The following is a 25,029-nucleotide window of genomic DNA, read 5'->3' on the forward strand; positions in this document are numbered from 1 at the left end:
CTGAAGGCGCGACCAGGGTACTGTCGCCCACGATGCACAAGACCCTGATCGTAACGAACGACTTTCCGCCGCGCCCCGGCGGAATCCAGGCCTTCCTGCACAACATGGCGCTGCGCCTGGATCCCGAGCGGATCGTGGTCTACGCCTCCACCTGGAAGCGCAGCCGCGAAGGGATCGAGGCGACCGCCGCGTTCGACGCGGAACAGCCTTTCATGGTCGTCCGTGACCGCACCACCATGCTGCTGCCGACTCCTCGGGTCACCGCCCGGGCGACGGCGCTCCTGCGCGAGCACGGCTGCGAGTCGGTCTGGTTCGGCGCGGCGGCCCCGCTCGGCCTGATGGCGCCGGCGCTGCGCCGGGCCGGCGCGCGGCGACTTGTCGCCACCACGCACGGCCACGAGGCGGGCTGGGCGCAGCTGCCGGCCGCCCGGCAGCTGCTGGGGCGGATCGGCGAGGGCACCGACACCCTCACCTACCTCGGTGAGTACACGCGCTCCCGGATCGCGAGCGCCCTCGGCCCGGCCGCGGCCGCGCGGATGACGCAGCTCACGCCGGGTGTCGACGAGAAGACCTTCCACCCCGACTCGGGCGGCTCCGAGGTGCGCGGGCGGCTCGGGCTCAGCGACCGCCCGGTGGTGGTGTGCGTCTCGCGGCTCGTGCCGCGGAAGGGGCAGGACACCCTGATCCTCGCGATGCCGGAGATCCTGCGCCGGGTGCCCGAGGCGGTCCTGCTGATCGTCGGCGGGGGCCCGTACGAGCAGGAGCTGCGCAAGCTCGCGGTCTCGACCGGTGTGGCCGGATCCGTGCGCTTCACCGGCGCCGTGCCGTGGTCGGAGCTGCCCGCGCACTACGGGGCGGGCGACGTCTTCGCGATGCCCTGCCGCACCCGGCGCGGCGGCCTCGACGTCGAGGGCCTCGGCATCGTCTACCTGGAGGCCTCCGCGACCGGCCTCCCGGTCGTCGCGGGCGACTCGGGCGGCGCGCCCGACGCCGTGCTCGACGGCGAGACCGGCTGGGTGGTCCGCGGCGGCGTCCCGGAGGACACCGCCGACCGCGTCGCCACGCTGCTGCTCGACCCGGAGCTGCGCGCCCGCATGGGCGAGCGCGGCCGGCAGTGGGTCGAGGAGCGCTGGCGCTGGGACCTGCTGGCCGACCGCCTCAGGGAACTGCTCTGAGCCCGGCCCGGCAGCCGGCCGAAGGGCCCCGGGCCCGGACCGGCGGGTAGTCGACCGCCCCTGACCCGGGGCAGGACGGCCGGGCGGCCCGGCCTCGGGCCAGGGGCGGTCGGGTGGCCCCGGCCCTCGGCCTCGGGCGGACGGTCGGGCCGGCCCCGACCCAGGCCCCGGCCTGGGCCCGGAGCCAGGGCCGTGCTCCGGGCGGCTCTAGGCCTGGCTGGGCAGGTAGTCCGTCAGCGCGCAGCCGTCGACGAGGAGCTTCTCGCTGCGGTAGCCGTCGGGCACCTTGAAGCCCTTCTCGCAGGTGAAGAGCAGCACGTCCGACTTCAGCAGGGCCTTGGCGGTGGGCTCGTCGCCCGCGACGAGCGCGAAGTCCTGGCCCAGCAGGAAGCGGGTGGCGTGCCCGGTCTCCGCGGCCTTCTTGGCGGTCTCCTGGAACTTCTCCATGTCGGAGACCGACAGCAGCGTGACGGTGTCGCGGGCGTCGTCGCCGCACACCCCGCGCTCCTTGATCGCCCAGGCCGGGTCCTTGGTCTCCGGGCCCATCGTGCCGCTGTCGCCCGCGCCGGTGCGCAGGTCGCTGCACATCGTGTGCGAGCCGACGAGCTTCTCGATCGCCCCCATGTCGCCGGCCTCTGGCAGGCCGGCGTCCTCTCCCCAGGAGCTGCTGCATCCGGTCAGGAGGACCAGGGAGACGAGGGCCGCGCCCAGGGCGGCGGTGGTGCGCTGGAGCCGCATGACTGCCTTTCGTGCCGTGTGTGCTGTGTGTGCCGTGTGTGGCCGTGTGTGCGGAATTGACCATTCCGGCCCTGACGCGCGCGAACGCCCCCGGCAGGCCCGTGACACGGGCCCGCCGGGGGCGTTCCGAAGAGCCGTCAGGCCCGGTAGATCGCCTCGATCTCGTCGGCGAAGTCCTTCGCCACGACGTTGCGCTTCAGCTTCAGGGACGGGGTGATGTGCCCCGCCTCCTCCGTGAACTGCGCCGACAGGATACGGAACTTCCGCACCGACTCCGCCTTCGAGACCGCCGCGTTGCCGTCGTCCACCGCGCGCTGGACCTCCGCGATCAGGTCCGCGTCCTCGCGCAGCGAGGCCGCCGTCGAGCCGGCCGGCTTGCCGTGCTCCGCCGCCCAGCGGCCCAGGAACTCCTCGTCGACGGTGACGAGCGCGCCCACGAACGGACGCCCGTCGCCGACCACCATGCACTCGGCGACCAGCGCGTGCGCCCGGATCCGGTCCTCGATGACCGCCGGGGCGACGTTCTTGCCGCCCGCCGTCACCAGGATCTCCTTCTTGCGGCCCGTGATCGCGAGGTAGCCGTCCTCGTCGAGGGTGCCGATGTCACCGGTGTGGAACCAGCCGTCCGCCAGCGCCTCGGCCGTCGCGGCCTCGTTGTTCCAGTAGCCGGAGAAGATGTGCTCGCCGTGCAGCAGCACCTCGCCGTCGTCGGCGATCCGCACCACCGAACCGGGCAGCGGCTGCCCGACCGTGCCGATCTTCTGCCGGTCCCACGGGTTGAACGCGGTCGCCGCGCACGACTCCGTCAGGCCGTAGCCCTCCAGGACGGTGAAGCCGATGCCGCGGAAGAAGTGCCCGAGCCGCTCGCCCAGCGGCGCGCCGCCGGAGATCGCGTACTCGCCGCGCCCGCCGAGCACCGCGCGCAGCTTACTGAACACCAGCTTGTCGAAGACCTTGTGCTTCAGCTTCAGACCGAAGGACGGGCCCTGCGGGGTGCTGAGCGCGCGGCTGTACGCGATGGCCGTGTGCGCGGCCTTGTCGAAGATCTTGCCCTTGCCGTCGGCCTGCGCCTTGGCCCGGGCCGAGTTGTAGACCTTCTCGAAGACCCGCGGCACACCGAGGATCAGCGTCGGCCGGAAGGCCGCCAGCTCGTCGGTGAGGTTCTTGATGTCGGGCACGCAGCCCAGCTTGATCGGCGCCATCACCGAGGCGACCTCGACCAGCCGGCCGAAGACGTGCGCCGCCGGCAGGAACAGCAGCACCGAGCACTCGCCCGTACGGAAGAGCGGCTTCAGCCGCTCGACCACGTTGCCGCACTCCGCGAAGAAGGCGCGGTGGGTCAGCACGCAGCCCTTGGGGCGGCCGGTGGTGCCCGAGGTGTAGACGATGGTCGCCGGGTCGTCCGCGTGCGCGATCGACATCCGGCGGTCGAGCTCCTCGTCGGAGACGTCCGTGCCCTCGGCGGTCAGCCGGGCCACGGCGTCCGCCTCGATCTGCCGGACGCCCTTCAGGCCGGGCAGGTTCGCCCGCACCGACTCCACCGAGGCCTCGTGCGCCGAGGTCTCGACGAGCGCCAGGGAGGCGCCCGAGTCACCGAGGATCCACTGGATCTGCTCCGGCGAGCTGGTCTCGTACACGGGCACGGTCACCGCACCCGCGCTCCAGATCGCGAAGTCGAGGAGCACCCACTCGTAGCGGGTGCGGGACAGCAGGGCGACACGGTCGCCCGGCTCGACGCCGGCGGCGATCAGACCCTTCGCCGCCCCCCGGACCTCGGCGAGGAACTGCTTCGCGGTGACGTCCGTCCAGGCCCCGGCGACCTTGCGTCCCATCACGGCGACGTCTGGGTGCTGAGAGGCGTTGCGGCGGATGAGATCCGTCAGGTTGCCGTCCGTGGGGACCTCGTACAGGGCCGGAAGGCTGAACTCGCGCAAGACTGCTGCTCCTCATCGGGCGCCGACGCCACGACTCTGTGTGACGCGCCGGTGCGGTCCATGATCGGGCAGGGTGCTCTGTGTGGGGGTGAGCACGACTGTGGACTGGCCGGACGTTACCCATCAGTACACGGTTCCCGATAGGGGGTTCAGGCCAGATGTTCCGTGCGTCACACATGTATGGCGTTCCTTGGCGCACAGTAGTCCACTGCTTTCCGGACTCCCAAGTAACCGCAGGTCGCACCCCCTAGGCTGGCGCCATGAGGATCAACGTGGTCAGCGACGTGCACGGCAACACCGGAGCCCTCGCCAAGGCGGGGGAGGGTGCCGACGCCCTGATATGCCTCGGCGACCTGGTGCTCTTCCTGGACTACGCCGACCACAGCCGGGGCATCTTCCCCGACCTCTTCGGCGTCGAGAACGCCGACCTCATCGTGGAGCTGCGCACCGCCCGCCGCTTCGACGAGGCCCGTGACCTCGGTCGCCGCCTGTGGGCGGAACTGGACATGGACCGCGCCACGGCCATCGAGTCGGCCGTCCGCCGCCAGTACGCGGAGCTGTTCGCCGCCTTCCCCACCCCCACGTACGCCACCTACGGCAACGTCGACGTCCCCCACCTCTGGCCCGAGTACGCCGGTCCCGGCACCACCGTCCTCGACGGCGACCGGATCGAGCTCGGCGGCCTCGTCTTCGGCTTCGTGGGCGGCGGCCTGCGGACCCCGATGAGGACCCCGTACGAGATCTCCGACGAGGAGTACGCCGCCAAGGTCGAGGCCCTCGGCGAGGTCGACGTCCTCTGCTCCCACATCCCGCCGGACGTCCCCGAGCTCACGTACGACACCGTCGCCCGCCGCTTCGAACGCGGCAGCCGTGCGCTCCTCGACGCCATCCACCGCGTCCGCCCGCGCTACGCCCTCTTCGGCCACGTCCACCAGCCGCTGGTCCGCCGCATGCGGGTCGGCGCGACGGAGTGCGTCAACGTCGGCCACTTCGCGGCGACCGGGCGCCCCTGGAGCCTGGAGTGGTGACAGGCCCGTGACACCGGCGCGATAGCCTGCACGCAGACACGGATCGCGCCCATACGAGGAGCCACCGCGATGGCGGAACACACCAGCTCGAGCATCACCATCGAGGCGGCCCCGGCCGAGGTCATGAGCGTCATCGCCGACTTCGCCCGCTACCCCGAGTGGACGGGTGAGGTGAAGGAGGCCGAGGTCCTCGACACCGACGCCGCCGGCCGCGCGGAGAAGGTCCGCCTGCTCCTCGACGCCGGCGCGATCAAGGACGACCACACCCTCGCGTACACCTGGACCGGCGACAACGAGGTGTCCTGGACCCTCGTCAAGTCCCAGATGCTCCGTGCGCTCGACGGCTCCTACCGCCTCGCCCCGGCCGCCTCCGGCACCCGGACCGAGGTCACCTACCAGCTCACGGTCGACGTCAAGATCCCCATGCTCGGCATGATCAAGCGCAAGGCGGAGAAGGTCATCATCGACCGCGCCCTCGCGGGTCTGAAGAAGCGCGTCGAGTCCCCGAAGTAGCCCGCACCGGCCGGGGGCCGCGCTCCCGGGGGCCGGGGCGTCCGGACCAGGGGCGTGAGGTGTCCCGGCGCGCCGGTACCGTCGGCGTATGCGGATCATTCTTGTGACCGGGACCGGCGGCGCCGGGCGGAGTGCGGTGGCCGCCGGGACCGCGCTCGCCGAGGCCCGGGCCGGGCGGCGCGTGCTGTTCGTGTCGGAGGACGCCGGCGAGGCGGACGGGCCGCGGGTGGTCCGGCCCGACGCCGCCGCGGACTTCCGGCGCGAGTTCCTCGCCCTGCAGGCCCGGTCCGGCGTCGCCTTCGACCTGCTCGGGGCCGCGCCCTTCGAGGACGCAGAGCTGACCGAGCTCCCCGGCAGCGGACACTTCGCGCTGCTGCGGGCCCTGCGCGACGCCGCCGCCGGCGACTGGGACCTCGCCGTCGTCGAGCTCCCGCCCGTCCGCGAGGCGCTCGCCCTGCTCGCCCTGCCCGAGCAGCTCCGCCGCTATCTGCGCCGCCTCCTGCCGCCCGAGCGCCAGGCCGCCCGTGCGCTGCGCCCGATGCTCGCCCAGCTCGCCGGCGTACCCCTGCCCGCGCAGTGGCTGTACGAGACCACCGCCCGCTGGGAGGCCGAACTGGCCGCCGTCCAAGAGGTCGTCGACTCCCCGCACACCACCGTCCGGCTCGTCGTCGAGCCGGGACCCGCCGCCGCGGAGGCTCTGCGCACCGCGCGGCTCGGCCTCGCCCTCCAGGGCCTCGCCCTCGACACCGTCGTCGCCAACCGTGTGCTCCCCGCCGACTCGGCCGACCCCTGGTTCGCCGGCCTCGCCGCCGAGCAGCACCGGCACCTCGCCGCCCTCCGCGAGGCCCACCCCGGGCTGCACGAGCTGCCGCACCTGGGCCGCGCCCCGCGCGGACCGGAGGACCTGGTCCTGCTCGCCGTACCGGAGCCCGCCGCGCCGCCCGCCGCGCCCGCCTGGACCGTCGAGGACCGCCGTGCCGAGGACGGCATCCTCGTCTGGCACGTCCCGCTGCCCGGCGCCGTCAAGGACGGGCTCTCCCTCGTCCGCCGGGGTGACGAACTCCTGCTCTCCGTCGGCCCGTTCCGGCGCGCCGTGCCGCTGCCCGCCGTACTGCGCCGCTGCACCGTCTCCGGCGCCGGTCTCGTCGACGGCGACCTGCGCATCCGCTTCACCCCCGACCCCGGGCTCTGGCCGAGGAGCGGCTCCTGACCCCTGGCGAGGCGGTGTACCGTCGACCGTAGAAGCCTTAAGGAGTACGCCATGAGCGATTCGGACGCCTGGGCCGATGCCTGCGCCGAGGACCTGGAGGCCGAGAAGGCCCGCCGCCGCACCCGCCGCGGTGAGGAGCCCGGCACTCCGGCCGAGGAGTTCCGCAAGCTCTTCGAGGCCGTCGCCGACAAGCTCGGCGGCACCTTCGGCGGCTCCGTCGCCGGCGGGCAGGCCGCCGCCACCGTCCACCAGGTCGTCAACCAGGCGAAGGCCCTCGTCGAGCCCGTCATCGAGCGCAATCCGCAGGTCTTCGACCACCTCGCCGCCGCCGGCAACGAGCTCCTCGCCGCCTACCGCTCCGCCGTCCAGGGCCAGGAGGCCCGCTGGACCCGCGGCGACAGCCGGCAGGCGACCGGTGCGGAGGCCGAGGACACGGGCCGCGAGGACGCCCGCGGCGAGGACGAGGGGCCGGACGAGGGGCCCGCGACCGGGCAGCACATCGACCTGGACTGATCAGGAGGGGCGCCCTCCTCGGGTACGGTGGGCCCTAGCGGGGCTCGACCGAAAACTGAGGGACACATGGGACTCACCATCGGCGTCGACATCGGCGGCACCAAGATCGCGGCCGGCGTGGTCGACGAGGAGGGCAACATCCTCGACACGCACACCGTGCCCACCCCGCCGACCCCCGAGGGCATCGTCGACGCGATCAGCGCCGCGGTCTCCGAGGCCGGCAAGGGGTACGAGATCGAGGCCGTCGGCATCGGAGCCGCGGGCTACGTCGACGACAAGCGCGCCACCGTCCTCTTCGCGCCGAACATCGACTGGCGGCACGAGCCGCTGAAGGACAAGGTCGAGCAGCGGGTCGGTCTCCCCGTCGTCGTCGAGAACGACGCCAACGCGGCGGCCTGGGGCGAGTACCGGTTCGGCGCCGGCAAGGGCCACGAGGACGTCATCTGCATCACGCTCGGCACCGGCCTCGGCGGCGGCATCATCATCGGCAACAAGCTGCGCCGCGGCCGCTTCGGCGTGGCCGCCGAGTTCGGCCACATCCGGGTCGTCCCGGACGGTCTGCTGTGCGGCTGCGGAAGCCAGGGCTGCTGGGAGCAGTACGCCTCCGGCCGTGCCCTCGTGCGCTACGCCAAGCAGCGCGCCGCCGCCACCCCCGAGAACGCGAAGACGCTCCTCGCGCTCGGCGACGGCACCCCCGAGGGCATCCAGGGCAAGCACGTCAGCGAGGCCGCCCGCGCGGGCGACCCCGTGGCCCGCGACTCCTTCCGCGAGCTCGCCCGCTGGGCCGGCGCCGGCCTCGCGGACCTGGCGTCGCTGTTCGACCCGTCGGCGTTCATCGTCGGCGGCGGGGTCTCGGACGAGGGCGAGCTGGTGCTCGAGCCGATCCGCAAGTCCTTCCGGCGCTGGCTGATCGGCGGCCAGTGGCGTCCGCACGCCCAGGTGCTCGCCGCGCAGCTGGGCAACAAGGCAGGTCTGGTGGGCGCGGCCGACCTGGCCCGCCAGGGCTGAGCAGGCGCCGGGCGGACGCTCGGCAGGTTCGTCGCGACGGTGCCCGTCGCGCCCTCTGGGGCGCGGCGGGCACCGCGCCTATCGTGGGCCGTATGGCGATCAGCGCGATCAGCGAGCTTCCCAACTCCCGTACGGAGCCCGACGGTTCGGCCGTCGTCCGGATCCTCTCCTACAACGTGCGCTCGATGCGCGACGACGAGGACGCCCTCGCCCGGGTGATCCGGGCCTGCGCCCCGGACCTCGTCTTCGTCCAGGAGGCGCCCCGCTTCTTCCGCTGGCGCAAACACGCGGCGCGGCTCGCCGCCAAGAGCGAGCTCGTCGTCCTGAGCGGCGGCGCCACCGCCGCCGGACCGCTGCTGCTGTGCTCGCTGCGGGCCACCGTGGAACGCACCGAGGACGTCCTCCTGCCGCTCACCCCGGGCCGGCACCGGCGCGGCCTGGCCACCGCCGTGGTCCGGCTGGGGGGTGCGCGGGTCGGCCTGGTCAGCTGCCACCTGAGCCTCCAGGAGGAGGAGCGGCACGCCCAGGCGGGCCTGCTCCTGGACCGCGTGGCCGCCCTGGGCACCCCGTACGCGATCGTGGCCGGCGACCTCAACGAGCGCCCCGGCGGCCGCGCCTGGACCCGTCTCACGAAGGAGCTCCAGGACGGCTGGACGACCGCGCCCTGGGGCGGGGAGCCCACCTGGCCCGTCACCGCCCCGGACCGCCGCATCGACGCGGTCCTGGCCACCCCGGGCGTCGAGTTCCTCGCCTGCGGGGTCCCGGAGGACCTGGACCCGGAGGACCTGAGAAAGGCGACGGACCACCTGCCGGTCCTGGCGGTGGTCCGTATCCCGGCGACCTAGGCTGCCTCTGCCGCCTCGCAGGGCCCGTCCTCCGGATCGGGGCGAGCCGGGCACGGTCCGAAGGACACGACCTGGCGGCCGCCTACACCACGGCGCCCCGGCCGGGGTCGTCGAAGCCGTCGTCGTCCTCGTCGTCGTGCCTCATCCGGGCCACCAGGGTGACGAAGCCGCCCAGGAAGCCGCCCACGCACAGCGTGGTCAGCCACCAGGTCATGTCCCACTGGAGCAGCACAGCGAGCAGCATCAGGACCGGTCCGCCGACCACCGCGAGCCAGGCGAACTTCGTCGTGGTGTCGGCCTCCGGCAGCGGCGGCGGCTCCGGCGGCACGAAGTGGCCCTCGTCGCCCGTCCCGGCGGACTCGTCCGGCTCGGACAGCGCGTAGTCGCGGGGGCCGCCGCCCAGGCCCACACCCGGGGCGAAGACGACGGACGAGCCCAGGGCGGGCCGCTCCGGCTCGCCGGGGGCCTCGGGCTTCCGGAACTTGTCCGGCTTGTCCGCGGCCGCCGGGGTGTCAGGGGCGCCCGGAGTCCCCGGAGTCCCCGGTGCGCCCGGTGCGCCCGGTGCGTCCGGGGCGTCCGGAGCCGTGCGGGTCCCGGTGGGCACGCCCCCGTCCTCCTCCGGCATCTCGGGGAGCGCCAGGTCCTCCACCGGACGGAAGGGGCGCGCACCCGGAGGGTCCGCGGGCTCCTCGCCGTACCCGGCGACGATCGCGGCCCAGGCCGCCGCCTCGTCGATGGGCTGCGGCTCGCGCTCCCCGTCCTGCTGTTCAGCCACCGCTCGCGCTTCCCTTCTCGGTCTTCCCGACGCTCTCGCCGGCGAGTTCCGGAGCGAGCCGGGTCACGAACGCCCAGCTCTCCTCGAAAATCCGCTCCGCGTCGTGGTCCAACGTCGCCACGTGCCAGCTCTGTTCCAGCAGGACCTCCTTGACGTCCGTCGAGGAGACCCGGCTGAGCACCCGCGCGGAGTCGGCCGGCGGTACGACGTGGTCCTGCGGGCTGTGCAGCAGCACCATCGGCTGCGTGACCTGCGGCAGCTCCGCGTCGACGACCTGGAAGAAGCGCCGCAGCGAGTGCGCCGCGTGCAGCGGGACCCGGTCGTAGCCGACCTCGGCCACGCCGTCCTTGGCGATGTCGCTGGCGATGCCCTTGGTGGAGGGCACGAGATGGCGGACGACGGGCAGCGCGTACGCCGCGAGGCCGTGCACCTTGTTGCCCGGGTTGACGAGCACGATGCCGCTGATCGCGTCGCCGTGCCGGGCCGCCAGCCGCAGGGTCAGCGCGCCGCCCATGGACAGGCCCATGACGAAGACCCGCTCGCAGCGCGCGGTCAGCTCCCGCAGCTCGCGGTCCACCTCGGCGTACCAGTCCTGCCACGTGGTGAGCTGCATGTCCTGCCAGCGCGTGCCGTGCCCCGGCAGCAGTGGCAGCGACACCGTCAGTCCGCGCGCGGCCAGGTACTCGGCCCAGGGGCGCAGCGACTGCGGGGAACCGGTGAATCCGTGACAGAGGAGGACGCCGACCTCTCCGCCCTCGTGGCGGTACGGTTCGGCTCCAGGAAGGACCGGCACGGGGTCTCCTGTTCGGGTTCGACTCCGGACCGCGCTCTCGCGGACGACCCGAAGCGGCTTCGGTAAGGGGAAGGCTTTCACCGTACGCGACCGGACCGACACCGACCAGGGCCGTCAGCACGAAGGAAACGGGAAGCCGCGCTCCCCACGGCGGTCCGGCCGGTCCCATAAGGGATAAGGTCAGCCTGACGCCGCACGCAGAGGGTGGGGCGGCCCACGGAAGGCTTGGCGAGTTGATCTACGGCGCAATGAAGTTCTCCCTCGGAGGGTCCCTGAAGCTCGCCTTCAGGCCCTGGGTGGAGGGCCTCGAGAACGTCCCCGCCGAGGGGCCGGCGATCCTCGCGAGCAACCACCTCTCCTTCTCCGACTCCTTCTTCCTGCCGGCCGTCCTCGACCGCAAGGTCACCTTCATCGCGAAGGCCGAGTACTTCACCACCCCCGGCGTCAAGGGCAAGCTGACGGCCGCCTTCTTCAAGGGCGTCGGCCAGCTCCCGGTCGACCGCTCCGGCGCGCGCGGCGCGGGCGAGGCGGCGATCAAGGCCGGCATCGAGGTCATCGAGGGCGGCGGCCTGTTCGGCATCTACCCCGAGGGCACCCGCTCGCCCGACGGGCGCCTCTACCGCGGCAAGCCCGGCGGCCTGGCGCGCGTCGCGCTGGCCACCGGCGCGCCGGTGATCCCGGTCGCCATGATCGACACCGAAAAGATCCAGCCGCCCGGCAAGCTCGTGCCCAAGCTGATGCGCCCGGGCATCCGGATCGGCAAGCCGCTCGACTTCAGCCGCTACCAGGGCATGGAGGGCGACCGCTTCATCCTGCGCTCGGTGACCGACGAGGTCATGTACGAGATCATGAAGCTGTCCGGCCAGGAGTACGTCGACATCTACGCGACGGCGGCCAAGCGCCAGATGGCGGAGGCCGAGAAGGCCGCCAAGGAAGCCGTCAAGGCCGAGATCGCGGCGCGGGAAGAGTCCGGCGCCTGACCTCCTGAGGGGGGGCGCACGGGGGTGGGGGATATGGCCAGGCGCGAACGTGTCGTGCGCATGTCGGTCGAGCAGCCGCTGTGGCGAGCGCTCACCGCGTACCGCGTGCTCACGATGGTCTACGCGGTACTGCTCGGCGTCTTCGGGCGGCACAACTACGAGCGCCCCTGGGTCGCCGTCGCCTTCCTCTCCGTGATGTGCGTGTGGACCCTCGCCACCCTCCCCAGCGTGGCGAACGCCCGGAGCTGCACCAAGCGCTTCCTCGTCGCCGACCTCACCGTCGCCCTCACCGGCATCCTGCTCACCCCGGTCGCCGACGTGCAGGCCCGGTCCGTGGACGGCCCCACGCTGCCGACGATATGGACCGCCGGCGCCGTCCTCGCGTACGCGATCAAGGGCGGCTGGCGCTGGGCCGGCTTCGCGTCCTCCCTGGTCGCCGTCGCCAACATCATCGAGCGCGGCGAACCCAGCCGCGACACCCTGCACAACGTCCTGCTCGTCTGGGTCGCCTCCATCGCCATCGGCTACGTCGTCGAGGTCGCCCGCGCCTCCGAGCGCACCCTCGCCCGGGCCCTGGAGATCGAGGCCGCCACCCGCGAGCGGGAGCGGCTCGCCCGCGACATCCACGACAGCGTGCTCCAGGTCCTCGCCATGGTGCAGCGCCGCGGCACCGCCCTCGGCGGGGAGGCCGCCGAGCTGGGCCGGATGGCCGGCGAACAGGAGGTCGCCCTGCGCACCCTGGTCGCCGGCGGCCTGACCCGTACCTCGCACGTCTCCGAGGACGAGTCCGAGGGCGCCGTCGTCCGGGTCGTGGAGGAGCCCGACGACCACACCGGCGACCTCGACGTGCGCACCCTCCTCGCGCCGCGCGCCGGGGCGCGGGTCACCCTCTCCGACCCCGGCGCCCCCGTCGTCCTGCCGGCCCCGGCGGCCCGCGAACTGGCCGCCGCCGTGGGGGCCGCCCTGGACAACGTCCGGGTGCACGCGGGGGAGCGGGCGCAGGCCTGGATCCTGCTGGAGGACTGGGGCGACGAGGTCATCGTGACGGTCCGGGACGACGGCCCCGGCATCCCCGAGGGCCGGCTCGACCAGGCCGAGGGCGAGGGCCGGATGGGCGTCGCCCTGTCCATCCGGGGCAGACTGCGGGACCTCGGCGGCAGCGCCGAACTGATCTCGGTCCCCGGACAGGGCACCGAAGTGGAACTGAAGGTCCCGCGCACCTCGCGGGACCGGCGGGGGAAGGCAGGAGCGAAGTGAGCGAGCAGCAGACGGACCGGCAGACGATCAGGGTCATGGTCGTCGACGACCATCCGATGTGGCGGGACGCGGTCGCCCGCGACCTCGCCGAGGCGGGCCTCGACGTGGTCGCCACGGCCGGGGACGGCGAACAGGCCGTACGCCGCGCGGCCGCCGCCGGCCCCGACGTCCTCGTCCTCGACCTCAACCTGCCCCTCAAGCCGGGCGTCCAGGTCTGCAAGGAGCTCGTCGGCGCCAACCCGGCGCTGCGCGTCCTGGTGCTGTCGGCGAGCGGCGAGCACGCCGACGTCCTGGAGGCCGTGAAGTCCGGCGCCACCGGCTACCTGCTGAAGTCGGCCAGCACGGAGGAGCTCATCGACGCGGTGCGCCGCACCGCCGTGGGCGACCCCGTCTTCACGCCCGGCCTGGCCGGTCTCGTCCTCGGCGAGTACCGGCGGCTCGCCTCCGAGCCCGGCCCGGCACCCGGCGCCGACGAGCCGAAGGCCCCGCAGCTCACCGACCGGGAGACCGAGGTGCTGCGCCTGGTCGCCAAGGGTCTGAGCTACAAGCAGATCGCCGAACGGCTCGTCATCTCGCACCGCACGGTGCAGAACCACGTCCAGAACACCCTCGGCAAGCTCCAGCTGCACAACCGCGTCGAGCTCGTCCGCTATGCCATCGAGCGCGGTCTGGACGACGCCTGATCCCCCTTACGGGGGTGGACGATTCACTCTCTTCGCCGTGTCAGGGTGACCCACGTCACCACTAGCGTGGGCCGTATTCCCCCACGTACGGCGAAGGAGTGCCCATGCGCGTCGGTGTGCTGACCGGCGGAGGAGACTGTCCCGGACTCAACGCGGTGATCCGCGCCGCCGTCCGCAAGGGCGTCCAGGAGTACGGCTGGAGCTTCACCGGCTTCCGGGACGGCTGGCGCGGGGTCGTCGACGGCGACAGCCTCCCGCTCGACGTCCGCGCCGTCCGCGGGATCCTGCCGCGCGGCGGCACCGTGCTCGGCTCCTCCTACACCGACCCGTTCGACGTTCCCGACGGCGTCCGCCGGGTCCGCGAGCACCTGGCCAAGGACGGCGTCGACGCCCTCGTCGTCATCGGCGGCCGCGGCACCCTCGGGATCGCCGCCCGGCTGCACGCCGAGCACGGGCTGCCGCTGGTGGGCGTCCCCAAGACCATCGACAACGACCTCTCGGCCACCGACTGGACCTTCGGCTTCGACACGGCCGTCGGCATCGCCACCGAGGCCATCGACCGCCTCCACACCACCGCCGACTCGCACCGGCGGGTCCTCGTCGTCGAGGTCATGGGCCGGCACACCGGCTGGATCGCGCTGCACGCCGGGCTGGCCGGCGGCGCCAACATCATCCTCGTCCCCGAGCAGCGCTTCGACCTCGACCAGGTCTGCGCCTGGGTCGCCTCCCGCTTCGAGGCCACCTACGCCCCGATCCTGGTCGTCGCCGAGGGCGCGCGGCCCCGGGACGGCTCGCCGGTGGGGAGCTCGGTGGGGGCGTGGCTGGCCGCGGCGATCGAACGCCGGACCGGCAAGGAGGCCCGCACCACCGTCCTCGGTCACGTCCAGCGCGGAGGCAGTCCCAGCGCCTTCGACCGCTGGCTGGCCACCCGCTTCGGGCTGCACGCCGTGGACGCCGTACGGGACGGGGCGCACGGCACGACGGTCGCGCTGCGCGGCACGGACGTGGTCCGGGTCCCGCTGGCCGCCGCGACCGCCCGCCTCAAGACGGTGGACCCGGCGCTGTACGCGGAGGCGGGGGTCTTCTTCGGCTGACACCCGCCTCGGCCGGGACCGCGTCGTTCGGGGGCCGCTTCGGCCTGGGCCCGCCGGAGCCGGGGCCGTCCCCGGCCTGGGTGCTCGTCCCGGCCGGCCCGGGGGCCGCCCTGGCCTGGGTGCTCGTCCCGGCCGGGCCGGGGACCGCCCTGGCCTGGGTGCTCGTCCCGCCCGGCCTGGGGGCTCGTCCCGCCCGGCCCGGGGGTCGTCCCGGCCCTGGAGCTCGTCCCTCCCGGCCCGGGGCCCGCCCCGGCCGGTCCCGCTCGGCCGAGCCGCGCGCGGCCGCAGCCCGTATATTCGCCCCGTGACCCGGCCATTCGGCCCGTAACCTGATGAAACCGGCACATCGCGATCGGCGCGTCTACGGAGGGGCCCGTGGAGATCCTGGCATTCGGCGTACAAGCCGACGAGAAGCCGCTCATGGAGAAGGCCTTCGCGGGGCACCACGAGGTCCGCTGCGTGGGGGTCTTCCTCACCGAGGACACGGCCCCCATCGCCGCCGGCTACGAGGTCGTCTCCACGAGCGTCAACGCCGACCTCGGCCCCCGGGTGCTGCAGACCCTCGCCGCCGGCGGCACCCAGCTGATCGCCCAGCGCTCCACCGGCTTCAACAACATCGACCTCGACGTCGCCGAGCGGCTGGGCCTCACCGTCGCCCGCGTCTCGTCCTACTCGCCCTACTCCGTCGCCGAATTCGCCTGGACCCTCGCGATGGCGGTCAACCGGCGGATCGTCCGTGCCTCCAACCGGACCCGAGACTTCGACTTCCGGCTCGACGGACTCATGGGCCGCGACCTGCGCGGCCGCACCGTCGGCGTCGTCGGCACCGGCAAGATCGGCGAGGCCTTCACCCGGATCGCCCACGGCTTCGGCATGAACCTCCTCGGCTGGGACATCGCCGAGAACCCCGCGTGCCTCGAACTCGGCATGAAGTACGTCGACAAGGAGCGCCTCTTCGCCGAGGCCGACCTCGTCAGCCTGCACGTGCCGCTGCTCCCGGCCACCCACCACCTCGTCGACGCCGCCGCCCTGCGGGCGATGAAGGACGACGCGATCCTGGTGAACTCCAGCCGCGGCGGCCTCGTCGACACCGAGGCACTGGTCGGCGAACTGCGCGCGGGCCGCTTCACCGGTGTCGGACTCGACGTGTACGAGGCGGAGGCCGGGCTCTTCTTCGTCGACCGGTCCCTCGCGGGCGTCGAGGACGACACCCTGGCCCGCCTGGTGACCTTCCCGAACGTCGTGGTCACCTCCCACCAGGCGTACTACACCGTCGACGCGGTCGGCCAGATCATCGACACCACGGTCCAGAACGTCCTCGACCACCTCGCCGGACGGCGCAGCGAGAACGTCCTGGTACCGCGGCTCCAGGCCGGGTCCTCGTGACCCCTCAGACGAGGACCCCCGCCAGCAGCGAGGCGGTGACCGCGGCCCCGTCCATCGTCAGCACCGACTCGGGGTGGAACTGCACGCCGGCGAATCCCGGCCCGCGCAGCGCGTGCACCTCGTCCGTCGCCGCGTCCCGGCTCACCTCGATCCGGTGCAGGGCCAGTTCGGTCGCCGCCCGGTCGTCGCAGCGCGCGGTGAAGCTGTTGTAGAAGCCGACCGTCTGCTCCTGGCCGAACAGGTCGATCCGCACCTGCGCCCCCTGGAACGGGGTCCGCTTGCGGACGATCTCCAGGCCCAGCTCGGCCGCGATCAACTCGTGTCCGAGGCACACCCCGAGCAGACCGTGCCGGTGGTCGCGCAGCAGCTCGGCGGTCAGCCCGCGCAGGAAGCGCATCTTCGGGTCGGCCGCGTCCTGCGGGTCGCCCGGGCCGGGGCCGAGCACCACCGGCCCCTCGTGCGCGAGCGCCAGCTCCCGCAGGCCCGGCTCGTCGTAGCGCAGGACCGAGACCTCCAGGCCCGAGGAGCGCAGCAGGTGCGCCAGCATCGCGGTGAAGGTGTCCTCGGCGTCGATCACCAGCGCATGCCCGGACAGCTCGGCCGACCGCGCCTGCATCTTCAGCCAGAACGGCGCCAGGTCCGCCCGTCGCGCGTCGAGCGCCGCCCGTACCCGGGGATCGTCCGCGAGGCGCGGCGGCACGGTGCCCGCCCCGGCCGCCCCGACCGCGCCGCCCGCGGTGTCCGTGCCGTCCGCGTTGTCGAAAGGCCGTCCCTCCCGCACGCCCAGCGCGGTCAGCACACCCGCCGCCTTGGCGTGGGTCTCGGCGACCTCGCCCGCCGGGTCGGAGTGTCGCACCAGGGTGGCGCCGACCGGCACCCGCAGCCCGCCGTCCGCCGCGATGTCGGCGGTCCGGATGAGGATGGGGGAGTCCAGGGTCTGCGCCCCGCTCTCGTCGGTGCCGAGCAGGGCCAGCGCGCCCGCGTAGTAGCCACGGCCGCCGACCTCGTGCCGCTCGATGACCCGGCAGGCGTTCTGCAGCGGGGATCCGGTGACGGTCGCCGCGAACATCGTCTCGCGCAGCACCTCGCGCACGTCGAGCGAGGACCGCCCGCGCAGCTCGTACTCCGTGTGGGCGAGATGGGCCATCTCCTTCAGGCGCGGTCCGATCACGACTCCGCCCCGGTCGCCGACCGTGCACATCATCTTGAGCTCCTCGTCGACCACCATCGACAGCTCCTCGGTCTCCTTGCGGTCGGCCAGGAACGTGAGCAGGTCCTCGGGGGTCGGCGCGGCGCCCGCCGGGTAGCGGTAGGTGCCGCTGATCGGGTTCATCACGACCGTGCCGCCGGTCATCCGCACATGGACCTCCGGGCTCGCACCGACCAGCGTGCGGTCCCCGGTGTGCACCACGAAGGTCCAGTACGCGCCCCGTTCGCCCGCGAGCAGCCGCCGGAACAGGGCCAGCGCGTCGGCCCGGCCGAAGCCCGGGATCTCGCCGGTGTAGGTGCGCCGCACGACGAAGTTGGCGCCCTCGCCGCCGCCGATCTCCTCGTCGATCACGCGCCGCACGATCCGCGCGTACTCCTCGTCGGAGACGTCGAAGCCGCCGCCCTCGACCCGCACGTCATGGGCCGGCAGCCGGTCCAGGGCCTCGGCGAGCGGCAGCTCGTACGCCTCCTCGGCGACCAGCACGGAGAGCGGGGTGCCGTCGTCGCGGACGTCGAAGCCGCGCTCGCGGATCTGCCGGAACGGCACCAGGGCCAGCGCGGGGGCCGTGCCCACCGGCAGCTCGGCCAGCCGCTCGGCCTCGTGCACCGGGCCGACGAGCACCTCGACGGTGTCGTGGTCCCGGCCCGGGGTGCGCCGGCGCAGCAGGGCGAACGGCGGGGCGGAGTCGTCGAGGAGACGGGAGAGGTCCATGGGGCGTCGTTCCTTCCGTGGAGATCAGGGAGATCAGGGGGAGGAACGGCCTCGCGGGTACGAGAAAGGCCGCCCCTCGGGCGGCCTTCGCGTGGTTTCGGTGTACGCGCAGTCAGTGGGCCGCCGGATGAGCGGTCCACCACCAGTTCCGGTTCGTCAGCCGGGTGTGCGCGAGCATGGGGGCACTGTAGCGCGCTGCCGGTCCGTCGCGCGTCCTGGTCCACAGCGTGGACCGGGACGCGCCGGTCACGGACGCTCAGACGATCAGGTCGTACGCCTGCCGGCGCGGCCGGAGCCGGAGACCGGGGCCACGCCCGGGACCTCTTCGACGTCGGACGCCTTCACCCACGCCAGCCGGTGGTTGTACCGGATGGGCAGGTAGCGGGTGTCGCCGACGACGTTCTTCCGGGCGGAGCCGAACCAGTCGTCGCCCTGCACGGGCGGCCCGGCCTTCGGGTAGGCCTGACCGGCGGGGAAGCCGTACTTCGAGAGGTGGTCCGGGCTGTCGGTCGGCGCGGTCAGGCCCGCCGCCGCGTAGGCGGCGGTCTCCGGGAAGGCCCGGCCGTAGATCTTCACCGTGGTGCCGGCCTTGGCCCTGACCTGGGTCGGGGCGCCGGTGACGGGCACCGTGTACCGGCCGCCGGGGTTCTGGAACCAGGCCTTCTGCCCGGCGTACCAGATCGCCGTCCAGTCGGTGCGTGCCTCGGCGACCACGTAGGTGCCGCCCGCGCGGACCTTGTTCGCCCAGTTCGACCCCTCGGACCAGAGGGTCGAGAAGTACGGGTCGGCGAGCGTCGCCGCGCCCGTCGACGGCTGCGTGTACAGATAGCCGAAGTTGGCGGGGCGCGGCGCGACCGCCGTGCCGCCCCGGTAGGTGAGCTTCGGCTGGTTGGCCGTGGTGAACGGCGGCACGACGCGCACCACCTGGCCGGCCCGCAGCGGGCCGCCGGCGCCGCGGTCGCCGGTGGGCGCGCCCATCAGGGCCATGAAGTGGTTCCAGTCCCAGAAGGGGCCCGGATCCCAGTGCGTCCTGCCGATCGACCCGTCGAGCTGCACCGGCACCTCGTCGTGGCCGACGACGTGCTCGCGGTCGAGCGGCAGCCCGTACTTCCCGGCGAGGAACTTCACCAGGGCCGCGGTCGACTCGTACTGGGGCTCGGTGTACCAGCTGCTCTCGTCGATGGCGTAGCCCTCGTGCTCCACGCCGATGGCGTGCATGTTGAGGGTCCAGTTGCCGGCGTGCCAGGCGAGGTTCCTGTTCTCCACCATCTGGGTGACGAGACCGTCCGAGGCGCGCACCAGGTAGTGGGCGCTGGCCTTGACCGCCGGGTCGGTGAGGGTGGCGAGGGAGCCGTCGTAGCCGCCCTCGGTGTCGTGGATGACGATCTGCCGCACGTCGACGCCCTGCGACGGGCGGTCGGCGACCGTGTAGTTCCGCTCGCCGTTCGCGCCCGTACGGGAGGGGACGAAGTCGCAGGCGAGGCCGGACGGGCACTCGGGGACCGGGGTGGCCGTGGTGCTCGCGAAGGTCGCCGCGAGCGGCACCTGGGCGGGCCGCACCGGCTGCACGGAGGGGTCGGCCGGCAGCACGACCTGCTCGCCGTCCGTGGTCAGCTCCCGCTCGCCCGTCCTGATCGACTCGAAGACGCGCCGGGCGAAGAGGTCGGCGCCGCCGCGGTCCGGTGCCTGGCTGTAGCGGGCCACGGCCGGGTACCAGGCGCCCGGCTCCTCGGGGAGGTCGCCGGTGGCCTCGCGCTGGTAGGCGGCGAGCAGCGCGGCGCCGGCCCTGATGCTCTGGACCGGGTCGCCCTTCAGGGCGTCGGCGGAGCTGTCGGTCAGCTCGGCGGCCCGGTCCAGGGTGTGCAGCCGGGGGTCGTCGGTGTCGACGGTCTCCTTGGGCAGTACCCGCAGCACCCGGGCGGGCACGAAGGTCCTCTCGATCTCCGGCCTGCCGCTCTCGTTGAGATGCGCGAGCCGTTCGGCGTCGCCGGGCCGTTCGACGTCCTCGGGGTCGACCTTCGTCAACCCCATGACGTTGTAGGCGCCGGTCGTGCTCGGCTCACCGGCGTGGGACTCCCAGCGCGTCTGACGGTAGGAGACCGCCATGAGCACGCTCCGCGGCACGTCGAACTCGCGCGCCGCGTCGTCGAAAGCGGACTGCAGCGAGACGTCCTGGGCGTTCCTGCCGTCCTCGGTACCGAGGAGGCCGGGAGAGGCGACCGCGAGGCCACCGATGGCGGCGCTGGCCACCAGGGCCGCCAGCGATCCGTAGAGCAGTCGCCTCTTCCTGCGGTCCTTGCGGTGCCTCTGGTTCACACCCACCCCTGGGTTCTGTCGTCTGCGTTCTGTCGTGTGACGTCTGTCGTCCGGGCGCGCTTGTGGGGAGCGAGAGCTGCCGGAACGTAACAGCCACGGTTAACGCGCGGACCCCCGGAAGGTGTCGGGCGCATGTCCGGGCGGAGGGCCCGTGTCTCAGTCACTGGGCAGCGGGACGAGACGGGGCGAAGACCCCGTACTGTGGTGCACGTGACCGTGAACGCTGATACCCACGCCGTCGCCAAGGCGACCTGGCGAGACCTGCCCGCGGCGCAGCAGCCCGAGTACCCCGATGCCGAGGCTCTGCGCGATGTGATCGCGGACCTCGAGTCGTATCCTCCGCTCGTCTTCGCCGGCGAGTGCGACCAGCTGCGCGCCCGGATGGGAGCCGTCGCCCGTGGCGAGGCGTTCCTCCTTCAGGGTGGCGACTGCGCCGAGGCCTTCGACGCCGTGTCCGCCGACCACATCCGGGCCAAGCTCAAGACCCTGCTCCAGATGAGCGCCGTCCTCACCTACGCGGCCTCCGTGCCCGTGGTGAAGGTCGGCCGCATCGCCGGGCAGTACTCCAAGCCCCGCTCGAAGGGGACCGAGACCCGCGACGGCGTGACGCTGCCGACCTACCGCGGCGACTCCGTCAACGGCTTCGACTTCAACGAGAAGGCCCGCGTCCCGGACCCCGAGCGCCTGAAGCGGATGTACCACGCCTCCGCCTCGACGCTGAACCTGGTCCGCGCCTTCACCACCGGTGGCTACGCGGACCTGCGCCAGGTGCACGCCTGGAACCAGGACTTCGTGAAGTCCTCCCCGTCGGGCCAGCGCTACGAGCAGCTCGCGCGGGAGATCGACAACGCGCTGAACTTCATGAAGGCCTGTGGCACCGACCCGGCCGAGTTCAAGGCGGTCGAGTTCTACGCCTCGCACGAGGCGCTGCTGCTCGACTACGAGGGCGCGCTGACGCGGACCGACTCGCGCACCGGCAAGCTGTACGACACCTCCGGCCACATGGTCTGGATCGGTGAGCGCACCCGCCAGCTGGACCACGCGCACATCGAGTTCTGCTCGCAGATCGCCAACCCGATCGGCATCAAGCTCGGCCCGACCACCTCGGTGGACGAGGCGCTGACCTACATCGACCGCCTGGACCCGGAGCGCGAGCCGGGCCGGCTGACCTTCATCGTCCGCATGGGCGCCGACAAGGTCCGCGACAAGCTCCCCGAGCTCGTCGAGAAGGTCACCGCCTCCGGCGCGACGGTCGCCTGGGTGACGGACCCGATGCACGGCAACACCTTCGAGGCCGCCTCCGGCCACAAGACCCGCCGCTTCGACGACGTGCTCGACGAGGTCAAGGGCTTCTTCGAGGTCCACAAGGCGCTGGGCACCCACCCGGGCGGCATCCACGTCGAGCTCACCGGTGACGACGTCACCGAGTGCGTGGGCGGCGGCGACGAGATCTTCGTCGACGACCTGCACCAGCGCTACGAGACGGCCTGCGACCCGCGGCTCAACCGCAGCCAGTCGCTGGACCTGGCCTTCCTGGTCGCGGAGATGTACCGCGATCAGTAAGTAGGTTGCTACGACGATGGGGCGCGGATCCATGTGATCCGCGCCCCATCGTCGTAGGAAGGGCTTTTGCGCCATCCACTCGCCAGGTAAGGTTAGGTTAGCCTTATCGATCTAGGCGGGAGGTGAACCGCGTGTACGTCTGCTCATGCTTCGCAGTCACGGAGAAGCACGTCAAGGAGCACGCGGAGGCCGGCGCCTGCACGCCCCGCCAGATCGCCTCGGCCTGCAAGGCGGGCACCGACTGCGGTTCGTGCGTCAAGCGCATTCAGGCCATCCTCGGGCGCGGCAACTGCCCGCGGCGCGAGCTCGTGGACCAGGGCATGCCCGCCCTGGCGGCCGAGGCCGCCGACGCCGTCGGCGTCGGCGCGGTCGCCGAGGTCACCGACATCGCCGACGTGGTCGAACTGCGGGAAGCCGCTTAGCCCGTCCGGGCGTCGCGGGGCCTTTCCCGGGTCAGCTCGGCTGCTCGATCAGCGTCGAGCAGTACAGCGGCTCACCCAGCTGCGCGATCAGCTCCAGCTGCGTGTCCAGGTAGTCGATGTGGTGCTCCTCGTCCGCCAGGATCTCCTCGAAGAGGTTGGCCGAGGTGATGTCGCCCTTGGCCCGCATCACGTCGATCCCGCGCTTCAGCCGGTCGATCGCCTCCACCTCGACCTGGCGGTCCGCCTCGAACATCTCCTTGACCGTCTGGCCCACGCGGACGTGGAAGAGGCGCTGGTAGTTGGGCAGGCCGTCCAGCATGAGGATGCGCTCGGTCAGCTTGTCCGCGTGCTTCATCTCGTCGATGGACTCTTCGCGGGTGTACTTGGCGAGCTTCGTCCAACCCTTGTTGTCCTGGATGCGGTAGTGCAGCCAGTACTGGTTGATCGCGGTCAGCTCGCCGGTCAGCTGCTCGTTGAGGAACTCGAGGACCTCGGGGTCGCCCTGCATCGCTTCAGGATCCTTCCACGCATGTCGGTGCCGCCACTGGGCAGGATGGCCGCATCCTTGCAGCGCTGATGGGAGGCGTCCAGTAAGTGGAGGCTTACTGTGGGTTGCCTTCATTTGTCGGAATATCACGGGGTTGTCGAGGCATGGCTGGTCATGACCACACCTCGCGGTCTGTCACCATGGATGACATGGGTCAGCCGGAGGGCGGAGCACGCCGGGAAGAAGCAGCGGCGGCGTCGGATCTTCCTCCGGGGCAGCGGCTCCAGCGCGGCTGGCCGGTGACCCACTACGGCCCCGTCCCGCGTTTCAAGCCGGACCGCTGGGAATTCCGGGTCTTCGGCGCGACCGCCGACGGCGACAAGCGGTGCTGGAACCACGAGGAGTTCTCGGCCCTGCCGTTCGCCACCGTCGTGGCCGATCTGCACTGCGTCACGAAGTTCAGCATGCTCGGGGCCGAATGGGGCGGGGTGCCCGCCCGCACGCTCCTGGAGCTCGCACCGCCGGCGCCCGGCGTCACCCACGTCATGGTCTGGGCGGAGTACGGCTACAGCGCCAACATGCGGCTGGCCGACTTCGCGTCGGAGCGCACCATCTTCGCCACCCACAAGGACGGCGAGCTGCTCACCGCCGAGCACGGCTTCCCGCTGCGGCTCGTGGTGCCGCACCTCTACGCGTGGAAGGGCCCCAAGTGGGTCCGCGGCGTGGAGTACATGGCCGCCGACCGGCGTGGCTTCTGGGAGGAGCGCGGGTACCACAACATCGGTGACCCGTGGACGGAGCAGCGCTACTCGTACCAGGAGGAGCCGGGCGACGGCCCTGAGCTCTGACGGACCGCCCTGACGGACCGCACGTCCGCCGGTGGTGCCTCAGTGGTGGTACTGGTGGACGACGGCGTGGCCCTTGCCGCGGCCGATCATCCACTTGTTGACCGGGGTGGTCAGGACGAAGGCGGTGGCGAGCGAGATCGCCAGGACGATCCAGAACAGCGCCTCCGACAGGTGGGCGTCCATGGCGCCCGGCCAGAGGGCGATGACGCCGTTGTCGATGATCTCCATGACCGCGATGGACAGGGTGTCGGCGGCGAGCGCGACCTTGAAGGCGGTCCGGAAGTCGACCCCGGCCTTCAGGATGCCGCGCAGGGTGAGCGCGTAGCCGAAGAAGAACGCCAGGACGATGGCGAGCACCATCGTCGGCAGGTTCCCCCAGCCGAACGCGGTGCCGATGATCATGCCGAGCACCTCGCCGATGGCGCAGCCGGTGAGGCAGTGGAGGGTGGCCTGGGCGGCCATGGCCCAGGAGACCTCACCATGGCCCTGGTGGTGGCCGTGGTGGCCGTGGTGCTCGTGGTGCCCCTCGTGGTGCTGGTGCTGGTGTTCATCGTGACCTTCGTGAGTCACGGGTCCTTGGTGCTCGTGATGCGCGTGTGCGTCGTGCTGCATGACTGCCCCCATGGTCGGGTTCCGGGTCCCGCGTACACAGGAACCGTATACCCCCCTAGGGTATTCCTCAACGGAGTTTCTTCAGCAGCTCCACGTCGGCGCGGTGGCCCTGCGGGCCGCCCGGGGTCTCGATGACCAGGGGAACGCCCTCGGTCGCGGGATGGCTCAGGAGGCCGCGGAAGCCGTCCTCGCCGATGTGCCCCGCCCCGATGTTCGCGTGCCGGTCCTTGTGCGCGCCGACGACGTCCTTCGAGTCGTTGGCGTGGATCAGTTTCAGCCGTCCTGCGCCGATCACGCCGACCAGCTCGTCCAGCATCCGGGTCGCCCCGTCGGGACCCGTCAGATCGTGACCCGCCGCGAAGATGTGGCAGGTGTCGAGGCAGATGCCCAGCTTCGGGTGCCGGTCGAGCGCGTCGAAGTACGGGCCGAAGTCCTCCGCCCGCGAGCACAGCGAGAAGCCCTGGCCCGCCGTCGACTCGATGAGCAGGTCCGGGTCGTCCTCGTGGGTCAGCTCGTCGAGCAGCGGCAGCAGCCGCTCCCGCACCTGCGCGAGCGCCTCGGCGCGCGGCCGGCCGCCGGTCGCCGAGCCCGTGTGCACCACCACGCCCTTGGCCCCGATTTCCCGGCCCCGGCGCAGCGAGTGCCGCAGCGACTCGACCGACTTCTCGACGGTGGCCTCGGTGTGCGAGCCGAAGTTGATCAGGTACGGAGCGTGCACCCAGGCCGACAGGCCCTCGTCCGCGCAGCCGGCCCGGAAGAGCTCGTCCTGGGCCGGGTTGCCGGTCGGGGTGGCCCAGCCGCGCGGGTTGGCGACGAAGACCTGCACGGTCTCGGCGCCGAGTTCGCGGGCGTAGCCGAGACCGGTCGTGGCGAGACCGCCGGCCACCGGGACGTGGCCGCCGACGGGGTTGCGCACGGGTTCGCGCAT

Annotated in this window: 25 protein-coding genes; 15 read left to right on the plus strand and 10 right to left on the minus strand. The window is 72.5% G+C overall.

Annotation, left to right across the window (positions count from 1 at the left end; genetic code table 11):
* Positions 1-32: 32 nt before the first annotated feature.
* Positions 33-1,175 (plus strand): glycosyltransferase family 4 protein, encoded by a 1,143-nt coding sequence (locus ACIRQF_RS24320; RefSeq protein ID WP_404094963.1) that lies wholly within the window; start codon positions 33-35, stop codon positions 1,173-1,175.
* Positions 1,176-1,382: 207 nt separating this feature from the next.
* Here the strand turns inward: ACIRQF_RS24320 and ACIRQF_RS24325 are convergent, their stop codons facing one another.
* Together ACIRQF_RS24325 and ACIRQF_RS24330 are read right to left on the minus strand one after the other, a co-directional pair.
* Positions 1,383-1,913: a hypothetical protein gene (locus ACIRQF_RS24325; RefSeq protein ID WP_376629289.1), complete on the minus strand. Its 531-nt coding sequence runs from the start codon at positions 1,911-1,913 to the stop codon at positions 1,383-1,385.
* Positions 1,914-2,050: 137 nt separating this feature from the next.
* A complete protein-coding gene (locus ACIRQF_RS24330) occupies positions 2,051-3,847 on the minus strand; it encodes an AMP-dependent synthetase/ligase (RefSeq protein WP_389751034.1) in 1,797 nt (598 codons plus the stop codon).
* Between the two features lie 272 nt (positions 3,848-4,119).
* On the opposite strand from ACIRQF_RS24330, the gene ACIRQF_RS24335 reads away from it, so the two are divergent.
* The 6 genes from ACIRQF_RS24335 (at position 4,120) to ACIRQF_RS24360 (ending at position 8,964) form a co-directional block, all read left to right on the plus strand.
* Positions 4,120-4,875: a metallophosphoesterase gene (locus ACIRQF_RS24335; protein WP_382484387.1), complete on the plus strand. Its 756-nt coding sequence runs from the start codon at positions 4,120-4,122 to the stop codon at positions 4,873-4,875.
* A 69-nt stretch (positions 4,876-4,944) separates the two neighbouring features.
* Entirely contained in the window at positions 4,945-5,388 is a 444-nt protein-coding gene (locus ACIRQF_RS24340) for an SRPBCC family protein (protein ID WP_376629292.1), read from the plus strand.
* Positions 5,389-5,476: 88 nt separating this feature from the next.
* Complete coding sequence (locus ACIRQF_RS24345) at positions 5,477-6,598, plus strand: ArsA family ATPase (RefSeq protein WP_404094965.1); 1,122 nt, start codon at positions 5,477-5,479, stop codon at positions 6,596-6,598.
* Between the two features lie 51 nt (positions 6,599-6,649).
* Positions 6,650-7,111, plus strand: a complete 462-nt coding sequence (locus ACIRQF_RS24350; RefSeq protein WP_404094968.1) for a DUF5304 domain-containing protein — start codon at positions 6,650-6,652, stop codon at positions 7,109-7,111.
* 66 nt (positions 7,112-7,177) lie between these two features.
* Complete coding sequence (locus ACIRQF_RS24355; protein WP_404094970.1) at positions 7,178-8,119, plus strand: ROK family glucokinase; 942 nt, start codon at positions 7,178-7,180, stop codon at positions 8,117-8,119.
* A 92-nt stretch (positions 8,120-8,211) separates the two neighbouring features.
* Positions 8,212-8,964 carry an endonuclease/exonuclease/phosphatase family protein gene (locus ACIRQF_RS24360; RefSeq protein ID WP_404094972.1) on the plus strand — a complete coding sequence of 251 codons (753 nt, stop codon included), beginning with the start codon at positions 8,212-8,214 and terminating at the stop codon, positions 8,962-8,964.
* An 82-nt stretch (positions 8,965-9,046) separates the two neighbouring features.
* Here the strand turns inward: ACIRQF_RS24360 and ACIRQF_RS24365 are convergent, their stop codons facing one another.
* Together ACIRQF_RS24365 and ACIRQF_RS24370 are read right to left on the minus strand one after the other, a co-directional pair.
* On the minus strand, positions 9,047-9,739 hold the full coding sequence (locus ACIRQF_RS24365) for a hypothetical protein (protein WP_404094975.1): 693 nt from the start codon (positions 9,737-9,739) through the stop codon (positions 9,047-9,049).
* The gene (locus ACIRQF_RS24370; protein WP_404094977.1) at positions 9,732-10,532 is read right to left on the minus strand and encodes an alpha/beta hydrolase; all 801 of its coding nucleotides are present in this window, start codon (positions 10,530-10,532) and stop codon (positions 9,732-9,734) included. The genes ACIRQF_RS24365 and ACIRQF_RS24370 overlap by 8 nt, the downstream gene beginning before the upstream one ends.
* 233 nt (positions 10,533-10,765) lie before the next feature.
* Here ACIRQF_RS24370 and ACIRQF_RS24375 point away from each other — a divergent pair, with 233 nt between their 5' ends.
* The 5 genes from ACIRQF_RS24375 (at position 10,766) to ACIRQF_RS24395 (ending at position 15,932) form a co-directional block, all read left to right on the plus strand.
* Positions 10,766-11,512 carry a lysophospholipid acyltransferase family protein gene (locus tag ACIRQF_RS24375; protein WP_376629305.1) on the plus strand — a complete coding sequence of 249 codons (747 nt, stop codon included), beginning with the start codon at positions 10,766-10,768 and terminating at the stop codon, positions 11,510-11,512.
* A 33-nt stretch (positions 11,513-11,545) separates the two neighbouring features.
* Positions 11,546-12,769, plus strand: coding sequence for a MacS family sensor histidine kinase (macS, locus tag ACIRQF_RS24380; protein ID WP_376629307.1), 1,224 nt, complete (start codon positions 11,546-11,548; stop codon positions 12,767-12,769).
* A gap of 35 nt (positions 12,770-12,804) precedes the next feature.
* Complete coding sequence (locus ACIRQF_RS24385) at positions 12,805-13,452, plus strand: response regulator (RefSeq protein WP_376629952.1); 648 nt, start codon at positions 12,805-12,807, stop codon at positions 13,450-13,452.
* Between the two features lie 104 nt (positions 13,453-13,556).
* Positions 13,557-14,546, plus strand: a complete 990-nt coding sequence (locus ACIRQF_RS24390; RefSeq protein ID WP_404094981.1) for an ATP-dependent 6-phosphofructokinase — start codon at positions 13,557-13,559, stop codon at positions 14,544-14,546.
* 375 nt (positions 14,547-14,921) lie between these two features.
* Positions 14,922-15,932 (plus strand): 2-hydroxyacid dehydrogenase, encoded by a 1,011-nt coding sequence (locus ACIRQF_RS24395; RefSeq protein WP_404094983.1) that lies wholly within the window; start codon positions 14,922-14,924, stop codon positions 15,930-15,932.
* A 4-nt stretch (positions 15,933-15,936) separates the two neighbouring features.
* Here ACIRQF_RS24395 and ACIRQF_RS24400 read toward each other — a convergent pair whose 3' ends face one another.
* From ACIRQF_RS24400 to ACIRQF_RS24410, 3 genes are all read right to left on the minus strand, one after another.
* Positions 15,937-17,853, minus strand: coding sequence for an anthranilate synthase family protein (locus tag ACIRQF_RS24400; protein ID WP_404094986.1), 1,917 nt, complete (start codon positions 17,851-17,853; stop codon positions 15,937-15,939).
* Positions 17,854-17,965: 112 nt separating this feature from the next.
* Entirely contained in the window at positions 17,966-18,031 is a 66-nt protein-coding gene (locus ACIRQF_RS24405) for a trp operon leader peptide (protein WP_376629954.1), read from the minus strand.
* A gap of 86 nt (positions 18,032-18,117) precedes the next feature.
* A complete protein-coding gene (locus ACIRQF_RS24410) occupies positions 18,118-20,169 on the minus strand; it encodes an N-acetylmuramoyl-L-alanine amidase (protein ID WP_404094989.1) in 2,052 nt (683 codons plus the stop codon).
* Between the two features lie 210 nt (positions 20,170-20,379).
* Here ACIRQF_RS24410 and ACIRQF_RS24415 point away from each other — a divergent pair, with 210 nt between their 5' ends.
* Positions 20,380-21,732 carry a class II 3-deoxy-7-phosphoheptulonate synthase gene (locus ACIRQF_RS24415; protein ID WP_403523388.1) on the plus strand — a complete coding sequence of 451 codons (1,353 nt, stop codon included), beginning with the start codon at positions 20,380-20,382 and terminating at the stop codon, positions 21,730-21,732.
* Between the two features lie 122 nt (positions 21,733-21,854).
* Complete coding sequence (locus ACIRQF_RS24420) at positions 21,855-22,154, plus strand: bacterioferritin-associated ferredoxin (RefSeq protein ID WP_404094992.1); 300 nt, start codon at positions 21,855-21,857, stop codon at positions 22,152-22,154.
* 31 nt (positions 22,155-22,185) lie between these two features.
* Here ACIRQF_RS24420 and bfr read toward each other — a convergent pair whose 3' ends face one another.
* Positions 22,186-22,662, minus strand: a complete 477-nt coding sequence (gene bfr / locus ACIRQF_RS24425) for a bacterioferritin (RefSeq protein WP_404094994.1) — start codon at positions 22,660-22,662, stop codon at positions 22,186-22,188.
* A gap of 188 nt (positions 22,663-22,850) precedes the next feature.
* Here bfr and ACIRQF_RS24430 point away from each other — a divergent pair, with 188 nt between their 5' ends.
* On the plus strand, positions 22,851-23,489 hold the full coding sequence (locus ACIRQF_RS24430; RefSeq protein WP_404094997.1) for a sulfite oxidase-like oxidoreductase: 639 nt from the start codon (positions 22,851-22,853) through the stop codon (positions 23,487-23,489).
* Positions 23,490-23,528: 39 nt separating this feature from the next.
* Here ACIRQF_RS24430 and ACIRQF_RS24435 read toward each other — a convergent pair whose 3' ends face one another.
* Positions 23,529-24,101 (minus strand): DUF4396 domain-containing protein, encoded by a 573-nt coding sequence (locus ACIRQF_RS24435; RefSeq protein ID WP_404095000.1) that lies wholly within the window; start codon positions 24,099-24,101, stop codon positions 23,529-23,531.
* 67 nt (positions 24,102-24,168) lie between these two features.
* A complete protein-coding gene (locus ACIRQF_RS24440; protein ID WP_404095003.1) occupies positions 24,169-25,029 on the minus strand; it encodes a deoxyribonuclease IV in 861 nt (286 codons plus the stop codon).

The sequence above is a fragment of the Streptomyces sp. NPDC101191 genome, from assembly GCF_044767915.1.
GTDB lineage: Bacteria > Actinomycetota > Actinomycetes > Streptomycetales > Streptomycetaceae > Streptomyces.

Bases quoted from the DNA above. Each gene is read 5' to 3' on its own strand.
- ACIRQF_RS24355 (WP_404094970.1), top strand. From the start codon at position 7,178: ATGGGACTCACCATCGGCGTCGACATCGGCGGCACCAAGATCGCGGCC.
- ACIRQF_RS24385 (WP_376629952.1), top strand. From the start codon at position 12,805: ATGGTCGTCGACGACCATCCGATGTGGCGGGACGCGGTCGCCCGCGAC.
- ACIRQF_RS24345 (WP_404094965.1), top strand. From the start codon at position 5,477: ATGCGGATCATTCTTGTGACCGGGACCGGCGGCGCCGGGCGGAGTGCG.
- ACIRQF_RS24360 (WP_404094972.1), top strand. From the start codon at position 8,212: ATGGCGATCAGCGCGATCAGCGAGCTTCCCAACTCCCGTACGGAGCCC.
- macS (WP_376629307.1), top strand. From the start codon at position 11,546: ATGGCCAGGCGCGAACGTGTCGTGCGCATGTCGGTCGAGCAGCCGCTG.
- ACIRQF_RS24320 (WP_404094963.1), top strand. From the start codon at position 33: ATGCACAAGACCCTGATCGTAACGAACGACTTTCCGCCGCGCCCCGGC.
- ACIRQF_RS24435 (WP_404095000.1), bottom strand. From the start codon at position 24,101: ATGCAGCACGACGCACACGCGCATCACGAGCACCAAGGACCCGTGACT.
- ACIRQF_RS24350 (WP_404094968.1), top strand. From the start codon at position 6,650: ATGAGCGATTCGGACGCCTGGGCCGATGCCTGCGCCGAGGACCTGGAG.
- ACIRQF_RS24400 (WP_404094986.1), bottom strand. From the start codon at position 17,853: ATGGACCTCTCCCGTCTCCTCGACGACTCCGCCCCGCCGTTCGCCCTG.
- ACIRQF_RS24325 (WP_376629289.1), bottom strand. From the start codon at position 1,913: ATGCGGCTCCAGCGCACCACCGCCGCCCTGGGCGCGGCCCTCGTCTCC.
- bfr (WP_404094994.1), bottom strand. From the start codon at position 22,662: ATGCAGGGCGACCCCGAGGTCCTCGAGTTCCTCAACGAGCAGCTGACC.
- ACIRQF_RS24440 (WP_404095003.1), bottom strand. From the start codon at position 25,029: ATGCGCGAACCCGTGCGCAACCCCGTCGGCGGCCACGTCCCGGTGGCC.
- ACIRQF_RS24340 (WP_376629292.1), top strand. From the start codon at position 4,945: ATGGCGGAACACACCAGCTCGAGCATCACCATCGAGGCGGCCCCGGCC.
- ACIRQF_RS24430 (WP_404094997.1), top strand. From the start codon at position 22,851: ATGGGTCAGCCGGAGGGCGGAGCACGCCGGGAAGAAGCAGCGGCGGCG.
- ACIRQF_RS24390 (WP_404094981.1), top strand. From the start codon at position 13,557: ATGCGCGTCGGTGTGCTGACCGGCGGAGGAGACTGTCCCGGACTCAAC.